24 protein-coding genes are annotated in these 26,280 nt (G+C 69.5%); 20 read left to right on the top strand and 4 right to left on the bottom strand.

Features of this window, described 5'->3' with window-relative positions; genetic code table 11:
• Nucleotides 1-10: 10 nt before the first annotated feature.
• The 13 genes from ACODRX_RS00935 to ACODRX_RS00875 all read left to right on the top strand — a co-directional run bounded on the left by ACODRX_RS00935 (nt 11) and on the right by ACODRX_RS00875 (nt 14,285).
• Nucleotides 11-3,121, top strand: a complete 3,111-nt coding sequence (locus ACODRX_RS00935; protein WP_488869092.1) for an efflux RND transporter permease subunit — start codon at nt 11-13, stop codon at nt 3,119-3,121.
• Entirely contained in the window at nt 3,102-4,382 is a 1,281-nt protein-coding gene (locus tag ACODRX_RS00930; protein WP_488869090.1) for a TolC family protein, read from the top strand. The genes ACODRX_RS00935 and ACODRX_RS00930 overlap by 20 nt, the downstream gene beginning before the upstream one ends.
• A gap of 97 nt (nt 4,383-4,479) precedes the next feature.
• Nucleotides 4,480-5,187 (top strand): response regulator transcription factor, encoded by a 708-nt coding sequence (locus tag ACODRX_RS00925; protein ID WP_488869088.1) that lies wholly within the window; start codon nt 4,480-4,482, stop codon nt 5,185-5,187.
• On the top strand, nt 5,184-6,644 hold the full coding sequence (locus ACODRX_RS00920; protein WP_488869086.1) for a sensor histidine kinase: 1,461 nt from the start codon (nt 5,184-5,186) through the stop codon (nt 6,642-6,644). Before ACODRX_RS00925 ends, ACODRX_RS00920 begins: the two co-directional genes overlap by 4 nt.
• The gene (locus ACODRX_RS00915) at nt 6,637-7,359 is read left to right on the top strand and encodes a uracil-DNA glycosylase (RefSeq protein ID WP_488869084.1); all 723 of its coding nucleotides are present in this window, start codon (nt 6,637-6,639) and stop codon (nt 7,357-7,359) included. The genes ACODRX_RS00920 and ACODRX_RS00915 overlap by 8 nt, the downstream gene beginning before the upstream one ends.
• A gap of 69 nt (nt 7,360-7,428) precedes the next feature.
• Nucleotides 7,429-7,716 carry a type II toxin-antitoxin system Phd/YefM family antitoxin gene (locus tag ACODRX_RS00910; RefSeq protein WP_488869082.1) on the top strand — a complete coding sequence of 96 codons (288 nt, stop codon included), beginning with the start codon at nt 7,429-7,431 and terminating at the stop codon, nt 7,714-7,716.
• Nucleotides 7,655-8,152: a type II toxin-antitoxin system VapC family toxin gene (locus ACODRX_RS00905; protein ID WP_488869080.1), complete on the top strand. Its 498-nt coding sequence runs from the start codon at nt 7,655-7,657 to the stop codon at nt 8,150-8,152. Before ACODRX_RS00910 ends, ACODRX_RS00905 begins: the two co-directional genes overlap by 62 nt.
• A 200-nt stretch (nt 8,153-8,352) precedes the next feature.
• The gene (locus tag ACODRX_RS00900) at nt 8,353-9,459 is read left to right on the top strand and encodes a LuxE/PaaK family acyltransferase (RefSeq protein ID WP_488869079.1); all 1,107 of its coding nucleotides are present in this window, start codon (nt 8,353-8,355) and stop codon (nt 9,457-9,459) included.
• A complete protein-coding gene (locus ACODRX_RS00895) occupies nt 9,456-10,916 on the top strand; it encodes an acyl-CoA reductase (RefSeq protein ID WP_488869077.1) in 1,461 nt (486 codons plus the stop codon). The genes ACODRX_RS00900 and ACODRX_RS00895 overlap by 4 nt, the downstream gene beginning before the upstream one ends.
• A gap of 13 nt (nt 10,917-10,929) precedes the next feature.
• Nucleotides 10,930-11,676 (top strand): ABC transporter ATP-binding protein, encoded by a 747-nt coding sequence (locus tag ACODRX_RS00890; RefSeq protein WP_488869075.1) that lies wholly within the window; start codon nt 10,930-10,932, stop codon nt 11,674-11,676.
• Nucleotides 11,673-12,434: an ABC transporter permease gene (locus ACODRX_RS00885; protein ID WP_488869073.1), complete on the top strand. Its 762-nt coding sequence runs from the start codon at nt 11,673-11,675 to the stop codon at nt 12,432-12,434. The genes ACODRX_RS00890 and ACODRX_RS00885 overlap by 4 nt, the downstream gene beginning before the upstream one ends.
• Nucleotides 12,435-12,472: 38 nt before the next feature.
• A complete protein-coding gene (locus ACODRX_RS00880; protein WP_488869071.1) occupies nt 12,473-13,486 on the top strand; it encodes an ABC transporter substrate-binding protein in 1,014 nt (337 codons plus the stop codon).
• Nucleotide 13,487: 1 nt separating this feature from the next.
• Nucleotides 13,488-14,285 (top strand): SDR family oxidoreductase, encoded by a 798-nt coding sequence (locus ACODRX_RS00875; protein WP_488869069.1) that lies wholly within the window; start codon nt 13,488-13,490, stop codon nt 14,283-14,285.
• Between the two features lie 50 nt (nt 14,286-14,335).
• Here ACODRX_RS00875 and ACODRX_RS00870 read toward each other — a convergent pair whose 3' ends face one another.
• Nucleotides 14,336-15,247, bottom strand: coding sequence for a LysR family transcriptional regulator (locus ACODRX_RS00870; protein ID WP_488869067.1), 912 nt, complete (start codon nt 15,245-15,247; stop codon nt 14,336-14,338).
• Between the two features lie 135 nt (nt 15,248-15,382).
• On the opposite strand from ACODRX_RS00870, the gene ACODRX_RS00865 reads away from it, so the two are divergent.
• The 4 genes from ACODRX_RS00865 (at nt 15,383) to ACODRX_RS00850 (ending at nt 20,020) form a co-directional block, all read left to right on the top strand.
• On the top strand, nt 15,383-16,384 hold the full coding sequence (locus ACODRX_RS00865) for a Bug family tripartite tricarboxylate transporter substrate binding protein (protein WP_488869065.1): 1,002 nt from the start codon (nt 15,383-15,385) through the stop codon (nt 16,382-16,384).
• A 2-nt stretch (nt 16,385-16,386) separates the two neighbouring features.
• Entirely contained in the window at nt 16,387-17,988 is a 1,602-nt protein-coding gene (locus tag ACODRX_RS00860) for a gamma-glutamyltransferase family protein (RefSeq protein WP_488869063.1), read from the top strand.
• A gap of 108 nt (nt 17,989-18,096) precedes the next feature.
• Nucleotides 18,097-19,002, top strand: a complete 906-nt coding sequence (sigJ, locus tag ACODRX_RS00855; RefSeq protein WP_488869257.1) for an RNA polymerase sigma factor SigJ — start codon at nt 18,097-18,099, stop codon at nt 19,000-19,002.
• A 532-nt stretch (nt 19,003-19,534) separates the two neighbouring features.
• Nucleotides 19,535-20,020, top strand: a complete 486-nt coding sequence (locus tag ACODRX_RS00850; RefSeq protein WP_488869061.1) for a carboxymuconolactone decarboxylase family protein — start codon at nt 19,535-19,537, stop codon at nt 20,018-20,020.
• A gap of 21 nt (nt 20,021-20,041) precedes the next feature.
• On the opposite strand, the gene ACODRX_RS00845 is transcribed toward ACODRX_RS00850, so the two are convergent.
• Nucleotides 20,042-20,953 (bottom strand): LysR family transcriptional regulator, encoded by a 912-nt coding sequence (locus ACODRX_RS00845; protein ID WP_488869059.1) that lies wholly within the window; start codon nt 20,951-20,953, stop codon nt 20,042-20,044.
• A 111-nt stretch (nt 20,954-21,064) separates the two neighbouring features.
• Between ACODRX_RS00845 and ACODRX_RS00840 the strand changes: the two genes are divergently transcribed.
• From ACODRX_RS00840 to ACODRX_RS00830, 3 genes are read left to right on the top strand one after another with little or no spacing between them, the layout of a single operon-like run.
• Nucleotides 21,065-22,309: an alpha-hydroxy acid oxidase gene (locus tag ACODRX_RS00840; protein WP_488869256.1), complete on the top strand. Its 1,245-nt coding sequence runs from the start codon at nt 21,065-21,067 to the stop codon at nt 22,307-22,309.
• Nucleotides 22,310-22,332: 23 nt separating this feature from the next.
• Nucleotides 22,333-23,199, top strand: a complete 867-nt coding sequence (locus tag ACODRX_RS00835) for an amidohydrolase family protein (RefSeq protein WP_488869057.1) — start codon at nt 22,333-22,335, stop codon at nt 23,197-23,199.
• Between the two features lie 42 nt (nt 23,200-23,241).
• The gene (locus ACODRX_RS00830; RefSeq protein WP_488869055.1) at nt 23,242-24,480 is read left to right on the top strand and encodes an MFS transporter; all 1,239 of its coding nucleotides are present in this window, start codon (nt 23,242-23,244) and stop codon (nt 24,478-24,480) included.
• Nucleotides 24,481-24,511: 31 nt separating this feature from the next.
• On the opposite strand, the gene ACODRX_RS00825 is transcribed toward ACODRX_RS00830, so the two are convergent.
• Together ACODRX_RS00825 and ACODRX_RS00820 are read right to left on the bottom strand one after the other, a co-directional pair.
• On the bottom strand, nt 24,512-25,399 hold the full coding sequence (locus ACODRX_RS00825) for a LysR family transcriptional regulator (protein WP_488869255.1): 888 nt from the start codon (nt 25,397-25,399) through the stop codon (nt 24,512-24,514).
• A 39-nt stretch (nt 25,400-25,438) separates the two neighbouring features.
• Nucleotides 25,439-26,278 carry an HpcH/HpaI aldolase/citrate lyase family protein gene (locus ACODRX_RS00820; RefSeq protein WP_488869053.1) on the bottom strand — a complete coding sequence of 280 codons (840 nt, stop codon included), beginning with the start codon at nt 26,276-26,278 and terminating at the stop codon, nt 25,439-25,441.
• Nucleotides 26,279-26,280: the final 2 nt, after the last annotated feature.

The raw sequence follows: 26,280 nt of genomic DNA, 5'->3' as shown, positions 1-26,280 counted from the left end.
AGACGCCCCCGTGTTGCGTTCATTGATTTCCTTCGTGGTGCACCGGCGCATGCTGGCGCTGTGCGCCACGCTGCTGATCGCCGTCTACGGCGTGTATTCGTACCTGCAGACCGCCATCGAGGCCTACCCCGACGTGACCAACGTGCAGGTGGGCGTGATCGCGCAGGCGCCGGGCCTGGCGCCCGAAGAGGTGGAGCGCCAGATCACCCAGCCGCTGGAGCGCGAGCTCAACGGCACGCCGGGCCTGATCTCGCTGCGCTCGGAGAGCTATTTCGGCCTGTCGATGATCAACCTCGTCTTCAACGACGATGCCGAGAGCTTCAAGGCCCGCGCCGAGGTCTCGCAGCGCCTGCCGCAGGCCGACCTGCCGCCGGGCGTGACGCCCGAGATGGCGCCCGACTACACGCCGCTGGGCAAGATCTTCTACTACCGCCTCAAGAGCGACCGCCACACGCTGGCGCAGCTGCGCACCGAGCAGGAATGGCATGTGACCCGCGTGCTCAAGCAGGTGCAGGGCGTGGCCGACATCGTCAGCGTGGGCGGCTTCGTCAAGGAGTTCCACGTCGAGGTCGACCCGGACAAGCTCTACGGCCTGGGCCTGTCGCTGCAGGACGTGGCCGATGCGCTTTCGACGTCCAACCGCAACGTGGGCGGCGGCCTGCTGCGCCGCGGCGAGCAGTCGCTGATCGTGCGCGGCATCGGCCTGCTCACCAGGCCCGAGGACATGCAGCGCGTGGTCGTGGCGCTGCGCGGCGGCCATGCGGTCACCATCGGCGACGTGGCGCGGGTGATGCAGTCGCACACGCCGCGCCAGGGCTCGGTGGGCCAGAACGAGCAGGACGACATCGTGCAGGGCATCGTGCTGCTCAAGCGCGGCGCCAACCCCTCCGTGGTGCTCGACGAGATCCATGCCAAGGTCGCGCAGCTCAACGGCGGCGAGCTGCCCCAGGGCATGCAGATGATCACCAACTACGACCGCTCCGACCTGGTGGGCCACACGCTGGCCACGGTGCAGCACAACCTGCTGTTCGGCGCCACGCTGATCGTCAGCGTGCTGTGGCTGGTGCTGCGCAGCCTGCGCGGCTCGCTGATCGTGGCCACGGTGATCCCGCTGTCGCTGCTGGTGGCCTTCATCGGCCTGCACTGGCTGGGCATGCCGGCCAACCTGATCTCGATGGGCGCGATCGACTTCGGCATCATGGTCGACGGCGCGGTGGTGCTGGCCGAGAACATCATCCGCAACGCGCGGCTGCGCAAGCCCCAGACGCAGCTCGACCTGCGCCACATCATCATCGACTCGGCGGTGGCGGTGGCCAAGCCCACGCTGTTCGCGATGGCCATCGTGATCGCGGCGCTGATCCCGGTGTTCTCGCTGCAGAGCATCGAGGGCCGCATCTTCCGCCCGCTGGCGATGACCTATACCTTCGCGCTGCTCGGCGCGCTGGTGTTCGCCATGGGCCTGGTGCCGGCGCTGTGCGCGCTGCTGCTCAAGCCCAAGCACGTGATGGTCGAGGAGCCCAAGGTGTTCGATGCCATGCACCACGGCTACGAGCGCCGGGTGGGCAGCCTGCTGGCCAGCGCGCGGCTGCGCTGGCTGGTGGCGGGAGCGGCGGTGGCGGTGCTGGCGCTGGCGGGCCTGTCGGTGCGCTGGCTGGGCACCGAGTTCCTGCCCGAGCTCGACGAAGGCGATGCCTATGTGCTGGTACAGATGCCGCCGTCGATCTCGCTGGAAAAAGGCCAGGAGGTGCTGCGCGACGTGCGCCGGCGCCTGGGCCAATACCCCGAGGTGATCTCGGTCACCTCCGAGCAGGGCCGGCCCGAGTCGGGCACCGACAACGAGACCCAGAACCTGGCCAAGGTGCTGGTGCGCCTCAAGCCCCATGGCCAGTGGACCAAGGGGCTGACCAAGCCGCAGCTGATCGAGCAGATGCGCGCGAGCCTGAGCGAAATCCCGGGCGTGGCCTTCAACTTCGCCCAGCCCATCCGCGACAGCGTGGAGGAATCCACCTCCGGCGCGCGCGGGCAGGTGGTGCTCAAGGTCTTCGGCCCCGATATCCCGCAGCTGCGCGCGCTGCTGCAGCAGACGGTGGAGCTGGTGCGCCCCATCGCCGGCGTGGTCGATCTGGGCCTGTACCGCGACGCGCCCGCGCCGCAGGTGCATGTGAGCTTCGACCGCGACGCGCTGGCGCGCGAGGGCATCGCGATGGACACCGCGCAAAAGACGCTGGAGATGGCGCTGGCCGGCGATATCGTCACCACGCTGTGGGAAGGCCCGTACCCGGTGCCGGTGCGGGTGCGCCTGCCCTATGTGGACCGAATGGACGAGGCCCGCATCCGCGACATCGCCATCCCCACGCCGGGCGGCCGTTCGCTGCCGCTGCATGCGCTGGCCGAGGTGAAGGTGGAGATCGGCAACTCGTCGATCTTCCGCGAGGGCAATGCGCGCTACATGGCGCTGAAGTTCAATGTCGAGGGCCGCGACATCGGCTCGGTGGTCAAGGACACGCTGGCCACCTTCAAGCAGAACGTCAAGGTGCCCGAGGGCTACGAGGCGGTCTGGGGCGGCGAGTGGGAGAACCAGCAGCGCGCCTCGGCGCGGCTCAAGGTGGTGGTGCCGCTGTCGCTGCTGATCGTCTACGCACTCTTGTTCAGCGCGCTGGGCCGGGCGCGCAGCGCGGGCGTGATCATGCTGTGCGCGCCGTTCGCCATGGTGGGCGGCGTGGCCGCGCTGCACCTGACCGGGATCGAGCTGTCCATCAGCGCGGCCATCGGCTTCATCGCGCTGCTGGGCCAGGTGGCGCTGGTGGGCCTGCTGGTGCTGTCCGAGGTGGAAGAGCGCCGCCTCGGCGGCGTGCCGCTGCTGCAGGCGGTGGTGGGCGGCGCGGCCGAGCGCATGCGCTCGGTCATCCTGGTGGCGGTGCTGGCGCTGCTGGGCCTGCTGCCCATGGCCATGTCCACCGGCGTGGGCAGCGAGACGCAGCGGCCCTTCGCCTCGGTGATCGTGGGCGGCATGGTGCTGCTGCCGCTGATCGCGCTGGTGCTGCTGCCGGTGCTGTACATGGCCCTGGGGCCGAAGAACATGATGACGCAGGAAGAAGAAGATGAGTTGCCGCAAAAATAGCCTGGCGCCCCTGGCGCTGGCACTGTTGTGCGCGGGTGCGGTTCTGCCTGCGCTGCCGGCTGCCGCGCAGCAGCAGCCCGGTGCGGGCGCAGCCGCGGCCGCGCCCGCGCAGGTCTCGCTGATCGAATACCTGCAGCTGGTGGCCAGGAGCAATCCGCAGCTGATGGCGCAGCGCCTGGACGTCAAGGCCGCCGAGGCCGACACGGTGGCCGCCGGCGCCTGGCCCAATCCCACGGTGTCGTACAACCGCCACCGTTTCGAGAACAGCGTCAGCGTGGAGCAGCCGCTGCCCATCTTCGGCCAGCGCTCGCAGCGCATCAAGACCGCGCGCCAGGCCGAACAGGCCGCGGCGATGCAGGTGCAGGGCAATGTGCAGGACTTGCTCAACGACGCGGCGCACGCCTTCATCGAGGTGCAGGTCGCGCAGCAGAAGCTGGCGCTGTGGCAGGCCGGCCAGGGCGACTTTGCCAATGCCGAGCGCGTGGTGAACGGCCAGATCGAGGCCGGCGCCCGCAGCCGCTACGACGGCGCCCGCGTGGCCATGCAGCGCGCGCAGGTCGAGGTGCAGCTCAAGAAGGCCGATGCCGAGCTGCAGGCCGCGGTCGTCAAGATGGCGGCGCTGGCCGGCATGCCGGCCTGGCGGCCGCGGGCCTTCGGCTCGCTCAAGCCCCTGCAGGCGCCGGCACAGGCACAGGCGTTCGGCAGCTTCGACGCGCTGTGGGAGCAGGCCCAGGGCCGGCTGCCGGCGCTCAAGGCCGCCGATGCCGAGCTGGAGCTGGCGCGCCAGCAGGTGCTGCTGCAAAAGCGCGAGGCCATGCCTGCGGTGGCTGTCAACTACGGCCGCATCCGCAACCGCAACGACGGCAACTACAACCAGGTCGGCGTGTCGGTGGAAGTGCCGCTGTTCGACCGCAAGCAAGGCCCGATCGCGCGTGCCGAGGTCGGCGTGGTCCAGGCCCAGCACCGCCGCGAGGCCGCCGAGGTGGCCGCCCGGGCCGAGCTGCTGCGCAGCCTGCAGCAGCTCGATCTCAAGCGCGCGGCGCTGCGCGACTTCGAGGACAGCGGCATGGCGCAGATGGCCTCGCTGCGCCAGATGACCGAAGACGCCTACCGCCTGGGCAAGAGCAGCATCCTTGACCTGATCGACGCGTTGCAGACCCTGCAGGAGCGCCGCCTGGACCATCTGGAGCTGACCAAGGACATGCTCGAAGCCGAATGGGAGCTGCGCCTGGCCAGCGGCAATGTGCCGGCGGTGGAATGATTTTCTGAGAGAAATCGGCTGCTGGTACTTGCACGCCAAGCGCTGGCAGCTATCAATTTGAGAGAGCGGCGCGCCCGCAACTGCTACCATCCGCACCATGCCCCACCGCTACCTCATCATCGAAGACGACGCGCTGAACGCCCGCTTCATGGCGGAAGGCCTGCGCCGCCAGGGCGCGGCCGTCACGGTCTGCCACGAGGGTGGCGAAGGCCAGCAGCTGGCGCTGGCCCAGCCCTGGGATGCGATCGTGCTCGACCGCATGCTGGGCGGCAGCTTCGACGGCGTGAGCATCCTGCGCGCGCTGCGCGCTGCGGGGCGCCAGACGCCGGTGCTGGTGCTGAGCGCGCTGTCGGCCACCGACGAGCGGGTGCGCGGCCTCAAGGCGGGGGCGGACGACTACCTCTCCAAGCCCTTCGAATTCTCGGAGCTGTCGGCGCGCCTCGATGCGCTGCTGCGCCGCAGCCAGCAGCCGCCGCCCTCGCCCGAGATCTGGGTGGAGGACCTGCGCCTCGACCTGCTGTCGCGCTCGGCCGAGCGGGCCGGGCAGCCGCTGCTGCTGCAGCCGCGCGAGTTCCGGCTGCTGGCCTTCCTGATGCAGCATGCGGGCCAGATCGTCACCCGCACCATGCTGCTCGAATCGGTGTGGGACTACCACTTCGACCCGCAGACCAATGTGATCGACGTGCACATCAGCCGCCTGCGCGGCAAGGTGGACAAGGGCCATGCGCTGGCGCTGATCCACACGGTGCGCGGTGTGGGCTACAGCCTGTGCGCGCAGCCGCAGCTGCTGGGCGGCGGCGGATGAAGCGCCCGCTGCCGCGGCCCTGGAGTTCGCTGGCCTTCCGGCTGGCGCTGAACTACGGCGTGCTGCTGGTGCTCACCGTGGCCATCGTGCTGGCGGTGTTCTACATGCAGATCGTCGGCGTGCTGCTGACGCGGCTGGACCACCAGGCCTCGCTGCAGCTCAAGCGGCTGCAGGAATATGCCTACAAGCACGGCGTGGACGGGCTGCGCGAGGAGATAGAGTCCGTGCTGCGCGACGGCGTGGACAGCGACACCGAGATCCTGATCCTGATGCAGCCCGACGGCACCCCCATCGTCGGCAATGCCCAGCCGCAGCCGGCGCGGGTATTGAGCGACATGGGCGTGCGCGACATCGTGGTGCTGCGCCGCGGCCAGCTGGTGGAGGGGCGCGTCGCCGTGGCGCGCCTGGCCGATGGGCACCTGCTGGCGGCCGGCAGCGACATGCAGGCCCAGCGCGACGTGGAGGCGCTGTTCAGCCGCGCCAGCATGATCGTGGTGGCGGTGGCGCTGCTGATGGCGGTGGGCGGAGCGCTCAGCTTTCGCCGCGCGGTGGAGCTGCGCGCCGGCGACATTCGCAACACCATGGCGCTGGTGGCGGCGGGCGATCTGCGCCAGCGCATTCCGGTGCAGCCCGGCCAGCACGACGAGTTCACCCTGCTCAACCGCGACATCAACGGCATGCTCGACCGGCTGGAGCACCTGATGGACGGCATCCGCCACGTCTCCAACACCATTGCGCACAACCTGCGCACGCCGCTCACCCGCATCCTGCTGCAGCTGCGCGCGGCCGAGCACCAGCCGCCCGAGGCGCATGCCGCCACCCTGGCGGCCGTGACCCACGAGGTGGCCGAGCTGGGCGTGGTGTTCGACAAGCTGCTCGGCATCGCCGAGGTGGAAAGCGGCGCCGCCCGCGAGGCCTTCGGGCCGCTGGCGCTGCGCACCCTGCTCGAAGACCTGTGCGAGCTGTACGAGCCGCTGGTGCAGGAGCAGGGCGGCAGCATCGCGCTGCGGGTGCGGGGCGAGCCCAGCGCCTGGGGCGATGCCAACCTGCTGGCCAGCGCGCTGGCCAACCTGGTGGAGAACGCCATCAAGTACGGCGCGGCCGCCGATGGCCGGCTGCGGCTCGAACTGCAGGCCAGCCTGCTGGCCGAGCAGGCGCTGCCCGAAGGCATGCCGCCGGGCAGCGTGCAGCTGCTGGTGCGCGACCACGGCCCCGGTGTGGCGCCTGCCGACCTGGAGCAGCTGGGCACGCGCTTTTACCGGGCCGACCGCATCCAGCAAGGCTACGGCCTGGGGCTGGCCAGCGTGCTCGCGGTGGTGCGGCTGCACGGCGGCCAGCTGCTGTTCGAGCCCGCCGCGCCGGGCCTGGCGGTGCGCATCGTGTTGCCGGCCATACCGGACTCGGCCGGCTCCGCGGGCACGGCGCAGGCCGCCGGTATGATGCCTCCCCATGTCTGATGCACTCCAACACCCCGCCGACCAGCTCGACGCCGCCGCGCTGCAGGATCACCGCGTGGCGCCGGGTTGGCAGCCCGTCGTCGATGCCTTTTTTGCCAGCCCCAAGGGCCAGGCCATCGAACAGTTCCTGCTGGACCGGCTGGCGCAGGGCGCGGTGGTCTTTCCGCCCGATCCGCTGCGCGCGCTCAAGCTCACGCCGCCCGAAGATACCCGCGTGGTCATCCTGGGACAGGACCCCTACCACGGCCGCGGCCAGGCCGAGGGCCTGTCGTTCTCGGTGGCGCCGGGCGTGCGCCTGCCGCCCTCGCTGCAGAACATCTTCAAGGAAATGCAGCGCGACCTGGGCGTGCCATGGCCGGCCTTTCCCAGCCCCGGCGGCAGCCTGGTCAAATGGGCCACGCACGGCGTGCTGCTGCTCAACACCTGCCTGACGGTGGAAGAGGGCCAGGCCGCCAGCCATTCCGGCAAGGGCTGGGAGCAGCTGACCGACGCGGTCATTGCCCATATCGCGCAGGGGCCGCGGCCGGTGGTCTTCATGCTCTGGGGCTCGCACGCCCAGTCCAAGCGAGCCTTCATCCCGCGCGATCGCGGCCACCTGGTGCTCACCGCCAACCACCCCTCGCCGCTGTCGGCGCTGCGCCCGCCGCTGCCCTTCATCGGCTGCGGACACTTCAGCCAGGCCAAGGCGTTCAAGGAGGCGCAGCAGGGGCAGTGATGGGCGCGGCGGCCGGCTGCAGCACCAGCTGTGGCAATTCATTTGTACATTTTCTGCGGGAGGCTGCGCATGCTGACTGAAATTTCGCTTTCCGAGGCCCGAGCCAATCTGGCCGATACCTTGCGCCGCGTGGAGCAGCAGGGCGAGCCCGCCTTCATCTCGCGCCGTGGCGAGCCGGTGGCGGTTTTGCTGTCGCTGGCTCAGTATGAGCGCTTGCGCAGCGGTGCCAGCAGCGGTCTTGCCGGCCGCTTGGCTGCCTGGCGCGAACTCCATGCCGATGCCTTACGGGCGGACGATGCCGACGATTTCCTTGCCGGTGTGCGCGACGCCTCGCCGGGCCGCGAATTCGCCTGGTGAGAGGTGCCGGCATGCTGTCCTGGTTGCCCGCACCAATGTCTGGTCAGAAGCGCTGAGGCCTGAACCCGATGCCAATGTGATGCGCCAATTGCAGCAGTATGAAAATACACTGGCCCTGGCGGCGCCCGTGTGGCACGAGTTGTACTTTGGCTGGCTGCGTATGCCGCCCGGGCGGCGGCGCGACCGCATCGGCAGCTTCCTGCATGGCGTTCTGGCGCCTTTGCCCATGCTGGCGTACGACGCAGCGGCGGCTCGCATCCACGCCGGCATTCGCGTGGCCGGCGAACGCAAGGGCAAGCCCTTGTCCTTCGTGGATGGGCAGATCGCCGCCATCGCACTCGCCCAGGGCCTGAGCCTGGTGACGCGCAACACGGCGGATTTTGCGCATATCGACGGCCTGCAACTGGCCCATTGGCATGCCGCGCATGCCGGGTGAAGGCGACGCCCCGCCGGCTCCGCCACCACTGCAGTAAAATGCCCGCTTGCTCCGGGGTGCACGCCAGTGCTGAGATCCACACCCGAGAACTTGAACCGGGTCATTCCGGCGGAAGAAGAGCTTGCACCCCTGCGTGGCCGCCCATGCGCCACGGGCGGGGCGCCTTCGGAGCACCACGTCCCAGCTCTCGAAGGAATTCCATGGACAAGGCCCGGCCCCAGGCGGCTTCTCTGGTCGCAGACCTGCTCGCATTCATCGCCATGGATGGCTGCACCGACGAGCAGTTCGACACACTTGCCCTGCGGCTGTTCGCGCACCAGTACGAATCGAATGCGCCGTTTCGCAGCTTCTGCCAGCGGCGCGGCGCCACGCTGCGCAATGTGAAGGCCTGGAGCGACATTCCCGCCGTGCCCATTGACGCGTTCAAGGCCATGGAGCTGCGCAGCGAGCCGGCCTCGGCCACGGAGCGCGTGTTCATGACCAGCGGCACCACGGGCCAGGCCAAGGGAATGCCGGTACGCGGCCGCCATTTCCATCCCGCGCTCGATGTCTACGATGCGTCGATGACGCGCAACTTCGCGCAGCGCTTCATGGCCGGGCAGGAGCGCATGGCCATGGGCATTCTCTTTCCCGACGAGCAGGCCATGCCCAACTCCTCGCTGGCCCATTACCTGGCGCTGGCCAAGACGGAATTCGGCACCGAGGGCAGCCGCTACTTCCTGACCCCTGAAGGCCTGGACATGCCGGGCCTGTGCACCGTGCTGGAGGCATCCGAGCGCAGCGGCCGCCCCTATGCGCTGCTGGGCGCCAGCTTCAGCCTGGTGCACGTGATGGACGCGCTGCGCGAGCAGGGCCGCAGCTTTCGCCTGCCGCCAGGCAGCCGCATCCTGGACACGGGCGGCTACAAGGGCCAGTCGCGCGAACTGCCGCTGGAAGACTTCTATGCCGACCTCTCCCGGCTGCTGGGCGTGCCGCGCAGCCACTGCATCAACATGTACGGCATGACCGAGCTGAGCACGCAGTTCTATGACGACGGCAATGCCACGCTGCCTTCGGTCAAGTCGGGGCCGCACTGGATACGCTCGCGCCTGGTCGAGCCCGTCACGGGCCGCAGTGTCGCACCCGGCGAGCGCGGCATTCTCGTGCACTGCGACCTGGCCAACTACAACGCGGTCACCACCATCCTCACCGAGGATGTGGGCCTGTGGGCTGACGGTGGATTCCTGTTGTTGGGCAGGGCCGAGGGCGCGGCGGCCAAGGGCTGTTCGCTGGCGGTCGATGAATTCGTGAAGGCTGCCGCTGCATGAACATCGAGCGGATCACGGCCGGCTACCTGCCGGGGCTGCGCGAGGACGAAGTGCAGTGGCATGTGCTGCCCTTCGAGCGCGAAGGCGTGCGCCTGGAAGTATCGGTGCCCGTGCTGACCGCCGCGCAGATGCATGCGCTGGCCGCCCATGTGCGCCAGGCCGCCGACCGCCACCTGAGGGCCATGCCTGTGGCCGAGATCATCGATGCCATCGACCGCGCCATTGCCCGCCTGCTGGACCGCAGCGACCCCTATCGCCGCCAGGCCGAGGCCTGGCTGCCCGTGGTCAGCGGCTACGACGCCGACATGGTGCGCCTGGGGCTGACGGGCTTCTTCAAGACCTTCCGCGCCGCGCAGCTGCGGCGCTTCGTGGCCGAGGATTTTGCCAACCCGGCCGTGCTTGACGGCTTCCAGCCCGCGCCCAAGGGCGGCGCGGTGCGCGCCTTCGGGCCGGATCTTCTGATGCACAGCTGGGCCGGCAACGTGCCCGCGCTGTCGCTGTGGAGCCTGGTCTGCGGCCTGCTGGTCAAGGCGCCCGCCATCGGCAAGCTGGCCAGTGCCGAGCCGCTGTTCGCGGGCTGGTTCGCACGGCTGCTGGCCGAGGTGCACCCGCCGCTGGCCGAATGCCTGGCCGTGGTGTGGTGGAGCGGTGCGGGCGGTGCGGATGGCGATGCCGCCGCCGCGCTCCATGCCGAGGCCGACACCGTGCTGGCCTACGGCAGCAACCAGACACTGGATGCGCTGCGCCGGCGCCTGCCCGTGACCACGCGCTTTCTGCCGCACGGGCACAAGCTGGGCTTCGGCATGGTGGGTGCGGCGGCGCTGGATACGCTCAAGGCGCCCGCCGTGGCGCGGCTGGCGGCCTGGGACGTGATGCGCTACGACCAGCAGGGCTGCTACTCGCCCCATGTCTTCTATGTGGAGCGTGGTGCCCCCGTGCCGCCACGCGCCTTTGCCGACTATCTGGCGGCCGAGTTGGCCAACCTGCAGCGGCGCTTTGCACGCCGGCCCCTGGAGCTGGAAGAGGGCGCCGCCGTGGCCCGCTGGCAGCAGGCCGTGGAATGGTCGGGCGACGAGCAGCAGCTGCTGGGCCCTGCGGATGCGGCCTGGAGCGTGGCCTGCAGCGACAGCCTGCAGCCGCTGGCGCCCACGGCCCTGTACCGCACCATTGCCGTGGTGGGCGTGGACCGCCTGGACGATGCCGTGCCCGTGGTGGCCGCGCAGCGCGACTACCTGCAGACGGCGGGCATCGCCGCCGCGCCCGAGCAGCTGTACCGGCTGGCCGGCCTGCTGGGCGCGGCCGGCGTCACGCGCATCAGCGCCATAGGCTCCATGAGCATGCCCGAGGCCGGCTGGCACCATGACGGCCGCTTCAACCTGCTCGACCTGGTGCGCATGACCGAGATCGAGCAGTCCGCCGAAGCGGCGGCGCAGCCTTTCGCGCCCTATGCGGACTGACCGGACCGGCGGCATGGCGTTTCTCGATATCGAACAGGTGGTGTTCACCTATCCGGGCCGCCCGCCCGTGGTGGACGGCGTGGACTGGCAGGTGCCGGCCGGCCAGATCCACTGCCTGCTGGGCCGCAGCGGCTGCGGCAAGACCACCTTGCTCAAGCTGGCGGCGGGGCTGCTCAGGCCGCAGTCGGGGCGCATTCTGCTGCATGGTGCCGAGCTGGCCGAGCCCGGCCCGCAACTGGGATTCATGTTCCAGGCGCCCACGCTGCTGGAGTGGCATACGGCACTGGGCAATGTGCTGCTGCCCGTGTCGCTGCAAAGGCGCATCGCGCCGCAGGACGAGCAGCGCGCCCTGGCGCTGCTGGAGCAACTGGGCCTGGCCGGCCAGGCGCAGCGCCATCCGCGCCATCTCTCGGGCGGCCAGCAAAGCCGCGTGGCGCTGGCGCGGGCGCTGGTCCTCGATCCGCCGCTGCTGCTGCTGGACGAGCCCTTTGCCGCGCTGGACGCCATCACGCGCGCCGAGCTGCAGGACGACCTGTTGCGCACCTGCCGCGAGCGCGGTACCACGGTGCTCTTCGTCACGCACGACATCCATGAGGCCGTGTACCTGGGCGACCGCATCGCCCTCATGCACGGCGGGCGCATCGTGGACGACATGGCGGTCGATCTGCCCGCGCCGCGCACCCAGGCCATGCGCCACGGGCCGATGTTCAATGACCATTGCGCCCGCGTGCGCGCCGCCATGGACAGGACGGCCGCATGACCATATCACCGGGTTCCGCCCGCCTGCTGGCCGCCGCGCTGCTGCTGGCCTTGCTGGGCCTGTGGGAGCTGCTGGTGCGGCAATGGGGCCTGTCCGCCCTGGTGCTGCCTGCGCCCTCGGCCATCGCGGCCTCGCTGTGGACGGGTCTGTCCACGGGCTATTTCTGGCCGCACATCCTGGCGACACTCCAGGCCCTGCTGCTGGGGCTGGCGGCCGGCAGTGTCATCGGCCTGCTGGCGGGCATGGCCCTGGCCGAATCCGAATTCCTGGAGCGCGTGCTCAGGCCCTATGTGGTGGTCAGCCAGGTCGTGCCCAAGCTGGCGCTGGCGCCGCTGTTCGTGCTGTGGTTCGGCTTCGGCATGCTGCCCACGGTGCTGATCACGGCCCTGATCTGCTTTTTCCCGCTGATGGAGAACACCCTGACCGGCCTGCGCCAGGTCGATGCCCAGCGGCTGCAGCTGTTCCGCATGCTGGGCGCCACGCGCCTGCAGACCCTGCTGCGCCTGAAACTGCCCACGGGCCTGCCCGCCATCCTCGCAGGCCTGCGCGTGGCCGTGGTGCTGGCCCTGGTCGGCGCCGTGGTGGCCGAGTTCATGGGCGCCAGCCGCGGCCTGGGCGCCGTGGTCATCGCCGCCCAGGGAATGATGGACACCACCCTCATGTTCGCGGCCCTGGTGCTGATCGCCGCCATGGGCCTGCTGCTGTACCAGGCCTGCCTGGTGCTGGAGCGCCGGCTGCTGCGCTCGCGCGCCTCCTGAAGATCCTGAACAGTCCTGCAACCTTTCGTCCAAGCGCCATGCACACACCGCACCCTGCCTCGTTCCTCTCCCGCCGCCACCTGCTGGGCGCTTCTGCGGGCCTTGCCGGCCTGGCACTGGCTGGCAACTCCCTGGCCGCTCCCGCCCTGGGCAAGGTCCGCCTGGCCGGCTGGAGCAAGCCCATCAGCGAGATCACCAACATCCTGGCCGAGCCCGACAAGGGCTTCTTCAAGGCCCAGGGCGTGGAACTGGCCTACCTGCCCGGCGCGGGCGGCGGCGATGCCATCCGCAACATGCTCAGCGGCCAGGCCGACGTGGCCTTCACCGACCCCGGTTCCTTCTTCATGGCGCTGGACAAGGGCGAGAAGCTGGTCGCCATCTACGACATCTATCCGCAGAACGTGTTCAACGTGGTCTCGCTCAAGTCGGCCGGCATCCGCAAGCCGGCGGACCTGAAGGGCAAGAAGATCGGCGTCTACAGCCTGTCCAGCGGCACGCGCCAGAACCTGCTGGTGATGCTGCACCAGGCCGGCCTCAAGGAGTCGGACGTGAGCATCGTCGTCACCGGCCTGCTCAACTTCGCGCCGCTGATGCAGGGCCAGGTCGATGCCACGGCCGCCACCGACACCGGCCTGGCCGTGGGCCTGCGCAAGGGCATTGGCGAGGTCGACGTGATGCAGGTGCGCGATCACCTGAACATCTCCAGCGACATGTTCGTGGTGCGCGAGGACACGCTGCGCGACAAGAAGGAACTGCTGCGCGCCTTCCTCAAGGGCTACCGCGACAGCGCCGCCTGGATGATCGCCCATCCCGAGGAAGCCGCCACGCTGGCCGGCAGGCACGCCATCGACGGTACGCAGCGCGACATCAACCTCGATGTGATCCGCCTGCGCAACGCCTCCTCGCAGCCCGTGCAGGCCGGCCAGCCGCTGGGCAGCTTCGACCTGGCGGCCCTGCAAAAGGGCGCCGACGCCTACCGCGCGCTGGGCATGGTGCAAAAGCAGATCAAGGCGTCCGACGTGGTCGACACCAGCCTGCTGCCCGGGGCCTGAGATGGCGCAGCCGTCTTCCCTGGGTCTGCGCGGCAAGGTGGTGCTGGTCACCGGCGCCGGCCGCGGCATAGGCGCGGCCATTGCCACGGCCTTCGCACGCGAGGGCGCCATCGTGGCGGTCAATCACCTGTCCAACGACGCCGCCGCCGCGCAGACCGTGGCGGCCTGCCAGGCGGCGGGCAAAGACGCTGGCGGCGATGCCTGGGCCGTCAGGGCCGACGTGGGCTCGCAGCCTGCGGTGCAGGCCATGGCCGAGTCCATCGTCCGCGAGGCCGGGGCCATCGACATCGTGGTCAACAACGCCTTCCGCCCCTACGCCTTCGATCCCGAGCGCCGCAGCCGCTTCGACGACCTGGACTGGAGCGACTACCAGGCCCAGTTCGATGGCGCCGTGGGCGCGGCCTTCAACGTCTGCCGCGCCGTGCTGCCGCAGATGCGCCAGCGCGCGCGCGGCAGCATCGTCAACATCGCCAGCAACCTGGTGGAGCACCCCGTCGTGCCCTACCACGACTACACCACGGCCAAGGCCTCGCTGGTGGCCTTCAGCCGCAACCTGGCCAGCGAGCTGGGTCCCGTGGGCATACGCGTCAACTGCGTGGCGCCGGGCCTGGTCTACCCCACGCAGGGCACCCGGGATACGCGCGAATCCTTCCGCGAGTCGCTGATGGCGGCCACGCCGCTGCGGCGCCTGGCACGGCCCGAGGACGTGGCCGGCCCGGTGCTGTTCCTGGCCTCGGAACTCAGCGGCTTCATGACGGGCCAGGTGCTGTTCGTCGATGGCGGGCTGGTGATGCGCTGAGCGCGCCTGGGCGCAGCCTGTTCGCCCTCATGGCGGCTTCGGCAGCGGAATCACCAGGGCGTCTGCAGGCGCTGGCACAGCAGCGCCAGGAAGGCCTGGGCCGCGTGCGGCAGCGTGCGGCCGGCCAGGGTCTGCACCTCGATGTCGCGCAGGTCCATGCCGGCATCCGACAGCGGCCGCGCCGCCAGCGCGCCGGTGGCCACCAGGTGGCGCACGCCGACTTCGCTGGAGACGCTGACGCCGCCCTCGTGCAGCACGAAATGCAGCAGCGTCTTGGCCAGGTTGCTCACCAGGATGGGCTCCAGCGCCAGCTCCTGCCGGCTGCAGGCCATGTCGATCATCTGGCGCACCGCGGTCTCGGGCGGCGGCAGCGCCAGCGGGCAGCGGGTGAGCTCGGCCAGCGCCACCTGGCGCTGCCGCGCCAGCGGATGCGCGGGCGGCAGCACGGCCAGCACCGGCGCCGGCTGGCGGTAGGCGACGCGGATGTCCTTCTCGGGCGCGAGGCTGAAGCGCAGGCCCAGGTCGGCCTCGCCGGCCAGCACCTTCTGCGACACCAGGGCGGTGCCGCAGACCTGCACGTCAAAGCGCACGCCGTGGTTGCCACGCTGGAATTCGGCGCACAGGCGCGGGATCAGCTCGTTGGCAAAGGCGTCCGAGGTGGCGATGCGCACGCTGCCGCGGCGCAGGCCCTGCAGCGCGTGGATGGCCTCGAGCGCGTGCTCGCCATCCAGGCTCATGCGGCGCGCATGCTGCGCCAGGATCTCGCCGGCCGCGGTCAGCACCATGCCGCGTGCATGGCGCTCGAACAACGGCGTGCCCAGCTGCGCCTCCAGCCCCGATATCTGGCGGCTCACGGCCGAGGCCGCCACGTGCAGCCGCTGTGAGGCCAGGCTGACCGAGCCGCACTGCGCCACTTCGTGGAAGTAGCGCAGCGCGGTGTCCTGCAATTGGATGGTGGCCATGGTATTGCTGAAGATCGTTGACTGATGGTGGATTATTGCCGTGGCGGCAAACCTGGTTTGCCAATTTGCTGGTAGTGCCGCGCGCCCTGCTTGCCTAAGATGTGCGTCTCCCCCATTTTTGCTGGACGCACCGCCATGCCCGTAACGCTGTCGATCCGACGCCGTCTTTCCCTGCTGCTGCCGCTGGCCGCGCTGGCAGGCTTTGCCACTGGCGCCGCGGCGCAGGACGCGGCGGCCTGGCCCAGCCACCCGGTGCGGGTGATCGTGCCGTTTCCGGCCAGTGGCGCCACCGACCTGGTGGCGCGCGTGATCGCGCAGCGCGTGTCGCAGGAGCTGGGCCAGCAGCTGGTCATCGACAACAAGCCCGGCGCCGGCGGCACCATCGGCGCGGCCGAGGCCGCCAAGGCCGCGCCCGACGGCTACACGCTGCTGTTCACCACCAGCAGCACGCATGCCATCTCGCCGCACCTGATGCCGCGCCTGGCCTACAACGCGGACCAGGATTTCACCCCGATCGCCCACACGGCCGATGCGGCCAGCATCCTGCTGGTCACGCCGTCGCTGCCGGTCAAGAGCGTGCAGGAGCTGATCGCCTACGCCAAGGCCCATCCGGGCAAGCTCAACTACGCCACCAGCGGCAACGGCACCATCGTGCACCTGAACACCGCGGCCTTTGCCGCGCAGGCCGGCATCCAGCTCACCCACGTGCCCTACAAGGGCACCGCGCAGTCCATCACCGACCTGGCCGCGGGCCAGGTGCACCTGCTGTTCGACTCGATCCCGACCGGCATGCCGCATGTGGCCAGCGGCCGCCTGCGCGCGCTGGCCGTGACCGGCGAGCACCGCAGCGCGCTCGCGCCCCAGCTGCCGACCGTGGCCGAATCCGGCCTGCCCGGCTATGCTTCGGTCACCTGGTTCGGCGTCTACGGCCCGGCCGGCATGAAGCCCGACCTGGTGGCCCGGATCAACCAGGCCTTCAACCGCGCCAGCCAGAATCCCGAGGTGGTCGCCAATCTGGCCAAGCAGGGCGTGGAGCCGGCCAAGGCGCAGACGCCCGCGCAGTTCGCCGCGATGGTCAAGGCCGACAGCGCGCGCTGGGCCAAGGTCATCAAGGACAACCACATCACTCTGGAGTAAGCATGGCAAACCTGATCAACGACTGGACGCTTCCCTACGCCTCGCGCCGCTCGCCGGTACTGGGGCGCAATATGGTCAGCACCTCGCAGCCGCTGGCCGCGCAGGCCGGCCTCTCCATGCTGCTGGCCGGCGGCAATGCGGTGGATGCGGCGCTGGCCGCGGCGATGACGCTCACCGTGGTCGAGCCCACCGGCTGCGGCATCGGCAGCGACGGCTTTGCCATCGTCTGGGACGGCCGGGAACTGCACGGCCTGAACGCCTCGGGCCGCTCGCCTGCGAGCTGGACGCCCGACTACTTCGCCCAGCTTGGCGGCATCCCGGAAAAAGGCTGGAACGCGGTGACCGTGCCCGGCGCGGTTTCGGCCTGGGTGGCATTGTCCCGGCGCTTCGGCAAGCTGCCCTTCGAGCAGGTGGCCCAGCCGGCGATCGACTACGCGCGCCATGGCTTCGCGGTCTCGCCCACCATCGCCACGCTGTGGGAGCTGGGCGGCCAGAAGCTGGGCGAGCAGCCCGGCTTTGCCGAGTGCTTTCTGCCCGGCGGCCGCGCGCCCAGGGCCGGCGAGGTGTTCAAGAGCGAGGCCCACGCGCGCACGCTGGAAGAGATCGCCGCCACCATGGGCGAATCGTTCTACCGCGGCGCGCTGGCCGGCAAGATGGCCGCGCATTCCCGCGCCTGCGGCGGCGTGATGAGCGAGCAAGACCTGGCCGCGCACCAGCCCGACTGGGTCGGCACCGTGGCGCAGCAGTTCGGCAGCTCGGTGATCCACGAGATCCCGCCCAACGGCCAGGGCATTGCCGCGCTGATGGCGCTGGGCATGCTCGACGAGCTGGGCATTGGCGCGCAGCCGCTCGACGGCGTGGACAGCGTGCACCTGCAGCTCGAGGCCATGAAGCTGGCCTTTGCCGACCTGCACCACTACAACGCCGACATCGAGCACATGCGCGTCACCCCCGCGCAGCTGCTGGACCGCGCCTACCTGCGCGAGCGCGCCCAGCTGATCGACCGCGAGAAGGCCAGCGATCCCCGCTACGGCGCGCCCCGGCCCGGCGGCACGGTCTACCTGGCGGCGGCCGATGCCAGCGGCATGATGGTCTCGTTCATCCAGTCCAACTACATGGGCTTCGGCTCGGGCGTGGTGGTGCCGGGCACCGGCATCAGCTTGCAAAACCGCGGCTGCGGCTTTACCACGCAGGCCGGCCACGCCAACGAGGTGGGCCCGCGCAAGCGCCCCTCGCACACCATCATTCCCGCCTTCGCCATGAACGCCGACGGCACGCCGCAAATGGCTTTCGGCGTGATGGGCGGCCCCATGCAGAGCCAGGGCCACTTGCAGATGGCGCTGCGCGTGCTGCGCTACGGCCAGAACCCGCAGGCCGCGGCCGACGCGCCGCGCTGGCGCGTGACCGGCGGCAAGGGCGTGGCGCTGGAGCCGGCCTTCGATGCCGCGGTGGTGGAGCAGCTGCGCGCGCGCGGCCACGAGGTCAGCATCGAGGCCGGCCATGGCGTGTTCGCCTTTGGCGGCGCCCAGCTGGTGCTGCGCGACGGCGACCACTACATCGCCGGCTCCGATCCGCGCAAGGATGGCTGCGCGGTGGGGTTCTGAGGCGTCACAAAACACGGGGCTTGCGCGTCTTGATGGGATAGGCTCGGGCCACGCTGGGTGGCCGGCCGCTTTGCCAGGAGAGCTCGTGTGAACCCCATTGCCGATGGCATGCCGCCCGCCGAGGCGGCACTGCAGACCTTCAAGCGCCACCGCCCGCGGCTGTTCGGGCTGGCCTACCGCATGCTGGGCCAGCGGGCCGAGGCCGAAGACCTGGTGCAGGACGTGTGGCTGCGCTGGCAGGGCAGCGACCGCTGCGCCATCGTCCAGCCCGAGGCCTGGCTGGTGGCCACGGCGACGCGGCTGGCCATAGACCGGCTGCGGCGCCTGCGGGTGGAGCGCGAGCACTACGCCGGCTTCTGGCTGCCCGAGCCGCTGGTGCAGCCCTGGAGCGAGGCCGCGGCGCCGTCGTCCGAGGAGCTGCTGGAGCGCGCCCACGATGTGTCCACCGCGCTGCTGTTCGTGCTGGAGCAGCTCACGCCTGAGGAGCGCGCCGCCTTCCTGCTGCGCGAGGTATTCGATGCCGGCTATGGCGAGCTGGCCGAGGCGCTGGGCCGCAGCGAGGCGGCCTGCCGCCAGCTGGTGCACCGCGCGCGCGTGCAGCTCAAGGCCGGGCGGCCGCGTTTCGATGCGCCGCCCGGGGCCCATGCCGAGCTGCTGCGCCGCTTTGCCCAGGCGGTGCAGGGCGGCAATCTGGCGCAGATCCAGGCGCTGTTCGCGCCCGATGCGGCGCTGATCAGCGACGGCGGCGGCAAGGTGCCTTCCTTCGGCCGGGTGCTGGAGAGCGGCCGCCGCCTGGGGCTGCTGTATTTCGCGACCACGCGGCGCCTGCGGCGCGAAGGGCAGCTCCAGTCCATGCAGCTGGTGCGCGTCAACGGCATGCCGGGCCTGCTGCGCAGCGTCGACGGCCAGGTGGAATCGGTGCAGACCCTGCTGGCCGAGAACGGCCTGGTGCGCCGCGTCTACATCCTGCGCAACCCCGACAAGCTGGCGAGGGTGGTGATTCCAGCGGGCTGAGGCATGGCGCGGAGATTCAATGTTGATAGCTGCTTGCGTAGTCGTGTAAATGTTTTTAGATATAAAAGTATCTGAAAACATTGAATACAGATTGATTGTAGCTATTGTTTTTGATATTTGGTGATCAACCCGCCCATGCACCGCCGCCAGCCGTCACAAAACTTGGGGCTGCTGCGTCTTGGTGCTAAGAACCTGTTCACGATCTCTACGCAGCCGCGTTGCAGACGCAATCGGGATGAGTGCGAGTCGATGTGGCGCAGCATGCACTGGTGTGCATGCAAGACGCAGCGCGAAGCAATCGCCCGATTGCGTCCCAACCCTTAGGGCCAGTGTATTTGCGGGCGGTCTGCGGCGTTGCCTCGCCGGCCGCGCGAATCCTCGCAATAGCTGGGCTATTGCTGCGGTATCGCGCCTTGCATCCCATCCCCTAGCCGGGCGCCCGCAAATGCACTGGCGCGGCATCGTAGAGATCGTGAACAGGTTCTAAGGGCTGGCCATTCCGGCTGGCCCGCATTGCCTCAAGGAGTCTTGCATGAACGATACCGCCAACCCCCTCGCCATTGCCGCGCCGCGCCTGGATTTCCGCACGGTCGCGCCCGATCTCTACCAGGCCCAGGGCGGCATCAATGCGCAGCTCGCGCGCTCCAGCCTGGGCGTGCAGTTGCTGGAGCTGGTCTACCTGCGTGTCTCGCAGATCAATGGCTGCGCCTTCTGCGTGGACATGCACACGCGCGAGCTGCTGGCGCGGGGCGAGGAGCTGCAGCGCATCAACAGCGTGGTCACCTGGCGCGAGGTGGGTTTCTACGACGGCCGCGAGCGCGCCGCGCTGAACTGGGCCGAGCGCTGCACGCGGCTGAGCCAGGCCCATCCCGGGCAGCAGGATTTCGACGCGCTGCGCCCGCATTTCAGCGAACGCGAGATCGTGGAGCTGAGCTATGCGATTGGCAGCATCAATGTCTGGAACCGCTTGTGCGTGGGCTTTGCGGCGCCGGTGGCGCGCAAGCCGATCAAGGCCTGAGCACCTGCCGGGCGCTTGCGGCTACGCTGCGCCGCCCGTGGTGCTGGCCAGGGCCGGCGACACGGTGAAGTCCACATGCGCCTGGGCCAGCTGCTGCATCACCGGGATCAGCGGCCGCGCATCGCCGCGCCGCCACTGGAAGGCGTAGCGCAGCGGCGCCAGCGATGCGCGCGGCCCCACGGTGCGCAGGCCCAGCGCGGCGATCCAGTCCCGAGGCAGAAAGCCCACGCCCACCCGCGCGCGCAGCATGCCGGCCACGGCGCCCCAGCTGTTGCACAGGATGCGCTCGCGCACGGCGATGCGGTGCGCGAGCAGCCAGTCGTCCAGCAGCCGCGTGGTGCCCGCGCTCGGCGGCAAGGTGATCAAGGGGTGGCGCTGCAGCAGCGCGTCGATGCCGCCGGCCACCGGCAGATCGGCTGCGGCGGCCCAGGCGAACTGCGCGGCGCCCACCGGCTGCGAGAGCAGCGTGCTGCGCGACGAGCGGCCGGCGATCACCGCGAAATCGAGCTCGCCATCCGCAAGGCGGCGCTCCAGCACGCCGCCCACGTCCACATAGGGCTCCAGCGCCAGGTGCGGATGCGCCTGGCGCACCGCGGCAACGAAGCCCGGCAGCCAGGTGAGCGCGGACAGATCGCCCACGCCGAAGCGGCAATGGCCTGCCAGCGCCGAATGCGCATCGAGCGAGCGGCCCAGCGCAGCCATGGCGTTGAGCACATCGAGCGCCGCGGGCAGCAGGCGCTCGCCAGCCTCGGTGAGCACGGCGCGGTGGCCGCTGCGGTCGAACAGCGGCTGGCCCAGCGCGGCCTCCAGCTCGGTGATGCGCTTGGACAGCGACGATACCGACAGGTGCACCCGCTGCGCTGCCGTGGCGAAGTTGCTGCAGGTGGCGGCCCACCAGAAGGCTTCGAGCTGCTTGATCGAGGGTGTGGACATAGGCCTCTATATTGAATAAAAGCGAAAATATTCATTCTAAATATTTCGCTTTTCATCAATTTGATGGCGGCCTACAGTCTGCCGGTCCTGAACCAGACCGACATTCGCGCCATGGCCTTGAGCCCCGCCTCTCCCATCGATACCCTGCCTGCAGCTGCATCCGCGTGTGCCGCCCCGGCGGTGCTGCGCCGCATGCTGTCGCTGCACGATTTCGAGCCGGCGGCGCGGCGCCGCCTGCCGCGCCCCATCTTCGGCTACATCGCCGGCGCGGCCGAAGACAACGCATCGCTGCGCGACAACCGCGAGGTGTTCGGCGAGCTCGGCTTCACCACGCGCGTGCTGGCCGATGTGTCGCAGCGCTCGCAGGCCGTGGAGCTGTTTGGCGAGCGCCATGCCAGCCCCTTCGGCATCGCGCCCATGGGCATCAATGCACTGTCCGCCTACCGGGGCGACCTGGTGCTGGCGCGCGCGGCGCAGCGCGCGGGCATCGTGTCGATCATGAGCGGCACCTCGCTGATCCCCATGGAGGAGGTGGCGCGCGAGAGCCCGGCCACCTGGTTCCAGGCCTATATCCCGGGCGACCAGCAGCGCATCGACGCGCTGCTCGACCGCGTGGAGCGCGCAGGTTTTCGCACCCTGGTGGTGACGGTGGACATACCGATCTCCGCCAACCGCGAGAACAACATCCGCACGGGTTTTTCCACGCCGCTCAAGCCCAGTTTGCGCCTGGCCTGGGATGGCATGGTGCGCCCGGGCTGGGTGGCGGGCACCTTCCTGCGCACGCTGCTGCGCCACGGCATGCCGCATTTCGAGAATTCCTTTGCCACGCGCGGCGCGCCCATCATGTCGTCCAGCGTGATGCGCGACTTTTCGGCACGCGACCACCTGAGCTGGCGCCACATCGAGGCCATCCGCCGGCGCTGGAAGGGGCCGCTGGTGATCAAGGGCGTGCTCAGCGTGGAGGACGCACTGCAGGCCCGTCGCGTGGGCGCCGACGGCATCGTGCTGTCCAACCACGGCGGGCGCCAGCTTGACGGTGCGGTGTCGGCCATGCGCATCCTGGAGGACGTGGTGGCGGCCCTGGGGCCGGACTACCCCGTGCTCATCGATGGCGGTTTTCGGCGTGGCTCCGACGTACTCAAGGCCGTGGCGCTGGGCGCGCGCATGGTGCTGGTGGGGCGCCCGTTCAACTACGCGGCGGCCGTGGCCGGCGAGGCCGGCGTGCTGCACGCCATCGCGCTGCTGCGCGACGAGGTGGACCGCAACCTGGCCATGCTGGGCGCCAGCTGCTGCGGCCAGCTGGGGCCGCAGCATATCGTGCGCCGGGCCCATGGGGCGCGGCTGCCGCAGGCATGAGAATCACTGCAACTGGAGAACCCATGGACTTTTGCCTCGCCCCTTTGCCGCAAGTGCAGCCGGCCTGCTTCACCATCCCCGCCGGGGCCTGCGACACGCATGCGCATGTGGTGGCCGACGACATGCAGCGCTACCCGATGGTGGCCGAACGCAGCTATACCCCCCGGCCGGCGACCGAGAGCGACTATCTGCGCATGCTCGGCGCCACCGGCATGCAGCGCGGGGTGCTGGTGCAGATCAGCGTGTATGGCACCGACAACCGCTATATGCTGGAAGTGCTCTCGCGCCACCCGCAGACCTTGCGCGGCATCGCGGTCGTGGATGCCGACGTGCCGGAGCAGGAGCTGGAGCGCATGCACCAGCTGGGCGTGCGGGGGCTGCGCATCAATGTGCTGTTTGGCGGCGGCATCGGCTTTGCCGCGATGGAGCGCCTGGCCGCCAAGATCCGGCCGCTGGGCTGGCACCTGCAGTTCCTGATGGACGCCGCGCAGATTCCCGAGCTGCTGCCGCGCCTGGAAAAGCTGCCCGTCATCGGCGTGGTGGACCACATGGGGCATACGCCCGTGTCCTCGGGCCTGGACGGCCCCGGCATGCAGGGGCTGCTGCATCTGATGCAGCACCGGGGCTGGTGGGTCAAGCTGTCGGGCGCCTACCGCATCGGTGAGGATTTTCCCGGCTTCCGCGATGTGGTGCCATGGGCGCGCAAGCTCTACCAGGCGGCGCCGCAGCAATGCGTATGGGGCAGCGACTGGCCGCATGTTGCGCTGGAGCGCATGCCCGATACCGGCGCCCTGCGCAACCAGCTGCCGCTGTGGCTGCCCACCCAGGCCGACCTGGAGCAGGTGCTGGTGCACAACCCGCAAAGGCTCTACGGCTTTGCCGCCGTCTGAAGCCCCGGGAAACATCATCTATAGAAAGCAGGAGGCATTGCCATGCGTTGGTACAAGGAACTGAGCGGCCCCGAGAAAAAGACCTTCATAGGCGCCTTTGGCGGCTGGGCCATCGATGCGCTGGATTTCATGGTCTTCACCTTCGTGATCTCCACGCTGATCTCGCTGTGGGGCATCGACAAGGCCCAGGCGGGCATGCTGGGGACGGTCACCTTGCTGTTCTCGGCGATTGGCGGCTGGGTGGCCGGCATCCTGGCGGACCGCTACGGCCGGGTGCGGGTGCTGCAATACACCATCCTGTGGTTCTCGGTCTGCACCGTGCTGATCGGGTTCACGCAGAACTTCGAGCAGCTGTTCGTGCTGCGCGCGCTGCAGGGGCTGGGCTTTGGCGGCGAATGGGCGGTGGGCTCGGTGCTGATGGGGGAGATCGTGCGCTCCGAGCACCGCGGCAAGGCGGTCGGCACCGTGCAAAGCGGCTGGGCCATCGGCTGGGGCGCGGCCGCCATCCTGTACACCGTGGCCTTCAGCGTGCTGCCGCCGCAATGGGCCTGGCGCACGCTGTTCTGGATCGGTGTGCTGCCGGCCTTCCTGGTGCTGTTCATCCGCAAGCATGTGCCGGAGCCCGAGGTGTTCCAGCGCACGCAGCAGTCCCGGGTGGCGGGCCAGACCAGCTTCTGGGATATCTTCTCGCCCCGCCTGATCAAGACCACGCTGCTGGCGGCGGTGCTGTGCACCGGCGTGCAGGGTGGCTACTACGCCATCACCACCTGGCTGCCCACCTACCTGAAGACCGAGCGCGGCCTGTCGGTGCTGAACACGGGCGGCTATCTGGGGGTCATCATCGCGGGCTCGTTCGTGGGCTATCTGTGCGGCGCCTTCCTGACCGACAAATGGGGCCGCAAGGCGAATCTGCTGGTGTTCTCGGTGCTGTCGGGGCTCAGCATCTACTTCTACACCCAGTTCGCGCTGACCAACGAGGCCATGCTGGTCATGGGTTTTCCGCTGGGCTTCGCCGCCTCGGGCATCTTCAGCGGCCTGGGCGCGTACCTGACGGAACTGTTCCCGAACGAGCTACGGGCCAACGGGCAGGGCTTCGCCTACAACTTCGGGCGCGGCATCGGCGCCCTGTTCCCGACGCTGGTGGGCTTTCTGGCGCAGCGCCACGGCCTGGCCTGGGCCATCGGGGTGTTTGCCGGCGGCGCCTACCTGGCGGTGATCGTGATCACGCTGTTCCTGCCGGAGACCAAGGGGCGGGATCTGTATTCGAGCGGATCGGATTGATGGAAGCCAGCAGACCGAGCCCTGCGGCTGCTTAGCCATAGGTGGCGCGCACTGCCGCGAAGGCGGCGCGCACCACAGGGTCGTCGATCCGCTTGGCCAGCGCGATGAACGACAGGTCGGCCGTCAGGCTGAGGGCCTGCTCGACGGCCAGGCCGTGCGACTGGGCCACGCGCAGCGCCACTGAATCGCGGGCCAGCGAAAGACCGACACCGGAAGCAACCAGGTCCACCATGGATGCCTCCAGGTCCACTTCTGCGGCGACCTGCGGGCTCACCCCCAGCTCGCTGAACTTGCGGCTCAGCATGCGGTGGTGGGTCGAGTGTTCGTGCGTCCAGACCCATGGCAGCTGGGCCACCTCGGCCCAGCTCTTGCCAGTCACTCGTGCATTCCAGCCGCGCGGTGCAATGACGTAGTAGTGAATGGGCCGCAGCAGCAGTGCATGGATATCGTCGCCGCTGCCCACTTCGCCAGGCGGGCCGAGATAGAACGCCGTATCCAGGGCGCCGCTGCGTACCTGGCTCAGCACCCAGCCGGACATGCCATGCCGCAACCGGGGTTGCACGTTGGGATGGTGCTCCACCAGATACTGCAGGCAGGCGCCGAGGCGGATGGCCTCGGGATTGAGGATGGTGCCCATCGCCAGCGTGCCATAGACGACACTGCGCATGGCCTCGGCAGTGTGGGAGAAATCTTCAACCGCCTCCAGGATCCTGCGCGCCACCGGCACCAGTGCGCGCCCTTGCGGGCTGAGGGTGAGTCCACGCCCGGTGCGCACGAACAGCGAGACCTGCAGCAGCTCCTGCAGGCTCTTGATCTGCATGCTGACGGCAGGCTGGGTCAGGTGCAGCTGCTCGGCGGCGCGGGTGAGATTGCCCTCGCGGGCGATGGCGGTGAAGGCGCGCAGGTGCTGGAGGTCGATAGGCGTTCCCATGTGGGAGGCCATTCTACGAGCGCAAGATCAGTTGTCCTTGGCCAGGCCCGTGACCTCCAGGATGCGCCTGGCCTGCTCGATGATCGGGGCATCCACCAGCCGGCCGTCAACCTTCACAGCGGCACCGCCCGCCTCGGCCGCAGCCTCCAGTACGCGCTGGGCCCATGCAGATTCGGTGGCCGATGGCCGGAAGCCGCGGTTGACGGCTTCGATCTGTGCCGGGTGAACGCACAACTTGGCGCCGAAACCGAATCGTTGGGCTCTTTGCACCTCCTGCTCCAGCCGTTGGGGCTGATCCAGTGCCAGGCAGACGCCATCGACCGGAGGCTGCAGGCCGGCCAGCCGGGAATGCAGGGTCAACAGCGAGCGGAAATGGTGCAGGGGGGCGTCGTCATCGGGCAGGCCGAGGTCGAGCATCAGATCGGCGGCGCCCAGCATCATCCGGCGCACACCGGGCGTGCGGGCGATATCGGCGATGTGGTGGAAGCCGGCCGCCGACTCGACAAGCAGATACAGCGGCTTGGCAGGCCCCAGGATGCGCGCCAGCGCAGCCAGCAGAACCAGGTCGTCCGGCTTGGGCACCACCACGCCATGGACCGGCAGCTCGGCGCAGGCCCGTACATCCTGCGCGTGCCAGGCGCTGTGATGGGCGTTAATGCGCACCAGCAGTTCGCAGCCGGCCTGATCGCACCAGGCCCGCAAGGCAGCGGCCTCGCCGGCGAAGAGCGCGCGGGCCCGCTCCTTCTCGGCGGCTGCGACCGCATCTTCAAGGTCCACGATCACCGCATGGGCGCCGCTTGCGCAGGCCTTGCGAAAGCGCTCTGGCCGAGTGGCGGGCACAAAGAGAAAGGAATGCTGCGCTGCCATGG

This window comes from Comamonas sp. FG99, from assembly GCF_057808605.1.
This window is presented reverse-complemented; position numbering and strand designations above follow the sequence as displayed.

Bases quoted from the DNA above. Each gene is read 5' to 3' on its own strand.
- ACODRX_RS00835 (WP_488869057.1), top strand. From the start codon at position 22,333: ATGGACTTTTGCCTCGCCCCTTTGCCGCAAGTGCAGCCGGCCTGCTTC.
- ACODRX_RS00905 (WP_488869080.1), top strand. From the start codon at position 7,655: ATGCCGACGATTTCCTTGCCGGTGTGCGCGACGCCTCGCCGGGCCGCG.
- ACODRX_RS00920 (WP_488869086.1), top strand. From the start codon at position 5,184: ATGAAGCGCCCGCTGCCGCGGCCCTGGAGTTCGCTGGCCTTCCGGCTG.
- ACODRX_RS00865 (WP_488869065.1), top strand. From the start codon at position 15,383: ATGCCCGTAACGCTGTCGATCCGACGCCGTCTTTCCCTGCTGCTGCCG.
- ACODRX_RS00820 (WP_488869053.1), bottom strand. From the start codon at position 26,278: ATGGCAGCGCAGCATTCCTTTCTCTTTGTGCCCGCCACTCGGCCAGAG.
- ACODRX_RS00910 (WP_488869082.1), top strand. From the start codon at position 7,429: ATGCTGACTGAAATTTCGCTTTCCGAGGCCCGAGCCAATCTGGCCGAT.
- ACODRX_RS00840 (WP_488869256.1), top strand. From the start codon at position 21,065: ATGGCCTTGAGCCCCGCCTCTCCCATCGATACCCTGCCTGCAGCTGCA.
- ACODRX_RS00860 (WP_488869063.1), top strand. From the start codon at position 16,387: ATGGCAAACCTGATCAACGACTGGACGCTTCCCTACGCCTCGCGCCGC.
- ACODRX_RS00830 (WP_488869055.1), top strand. From the start codon at position 23,242: ATGCGTTGGTACAAGGAACTGAGCGGCCCCGAGAAAAAGACCTTCATA.
- ACODRX_RS00850 (WP_488869061.1), top strand. From the start codon at position 19,535: ATGAACGATACCGCCAACCCCCTCGCCATTGCCGCGCCGCGCCTGGAT.
- ACODRX_RS00845 (WP_488869059.1), bottom strand. From the start codon at position 20,953: ATGTCCACACCCTCGATCAAGCAGCTCGAAGCCTTCTGGTGGGCCGCC.
- sigJ (WP_488869257.1), top strand. From the start codon at position 18,097: ATGCCGCCCGCCGAGGCGGCACTGCAGACCTTCAAGCGCCACCGCCCG.
- ACODRX_RS00915 (WP_488869084.1), top strand. From the start codon at position 6,637: ATGTCTGATGCACTCCAACACCCCGCCGACCAGCTCGACGCCGCCGCG.
- ACODRX_RS00875 (WP_488869069.1), top strand. From the start codon at position 13,488: ATGGCGCAGCCGTCTTCCCTGGGTCTGCGCGGCAAGGTGGTGCTGGTC.
- ACODRX_RS00885 (WP_488869073.1), top strand. From the start codon at position 11,673: ATGACCATATCACCGGGTTCCGCCCGCCTGCTGGCCGCCGCGCTGCTG.
- ACODRX_RS00870 (WP_488869067.1), bottom strand. From the start codon at position 15,247: ATGGCCACCATCCAATTGCAGGACACCGCGCTGCGCTACTTCCACGAA.
- ACODRX_RS00900 (WP_488869079.1), top strand. From the start codon at position 8,353: ATGGACAAGGCCCGGCCCCAGGCGGCTTCTCTGGTCGCAGACCTGCTC.
- ACODRX_RS00930 (WP_488869090.1), top strand. From the start codon at position 3,102: ATGAGTTGCCGCAAAAATAGCCTGGCGCCCCTGGCGCTGGCACTGTTG.
- ACODRX_RS00880 (WP_488869071.1), top strand. From the start codon at position 12,473: ATGCACACACCGCACCCTGCCTCGTTCCTCTCCCGCCGCCACCTGCTG.
- ACODRX_RS00890 (WP_488869075.1), top strand. From the start codon at position 10,930: ATGGCGTTTCTCGATATCGAACAGGTGGTGTTCACCTATCCGGGCCGC.
- ACODRX_RS00895 (WP_488869077.1), top strand. From the start codon at position 9,456: ATGAACATCGAGCGGATCACGGCCGGCTACCTGCCGGGGCTGCGCGAG.
- ACODRX_RS00925 (WP_488869088.1), top strand. From the start codon at position 4,480: ATGCCCCACCGCTACCTCATCATCGAAGACGACGCGCTGAACGCCCGC.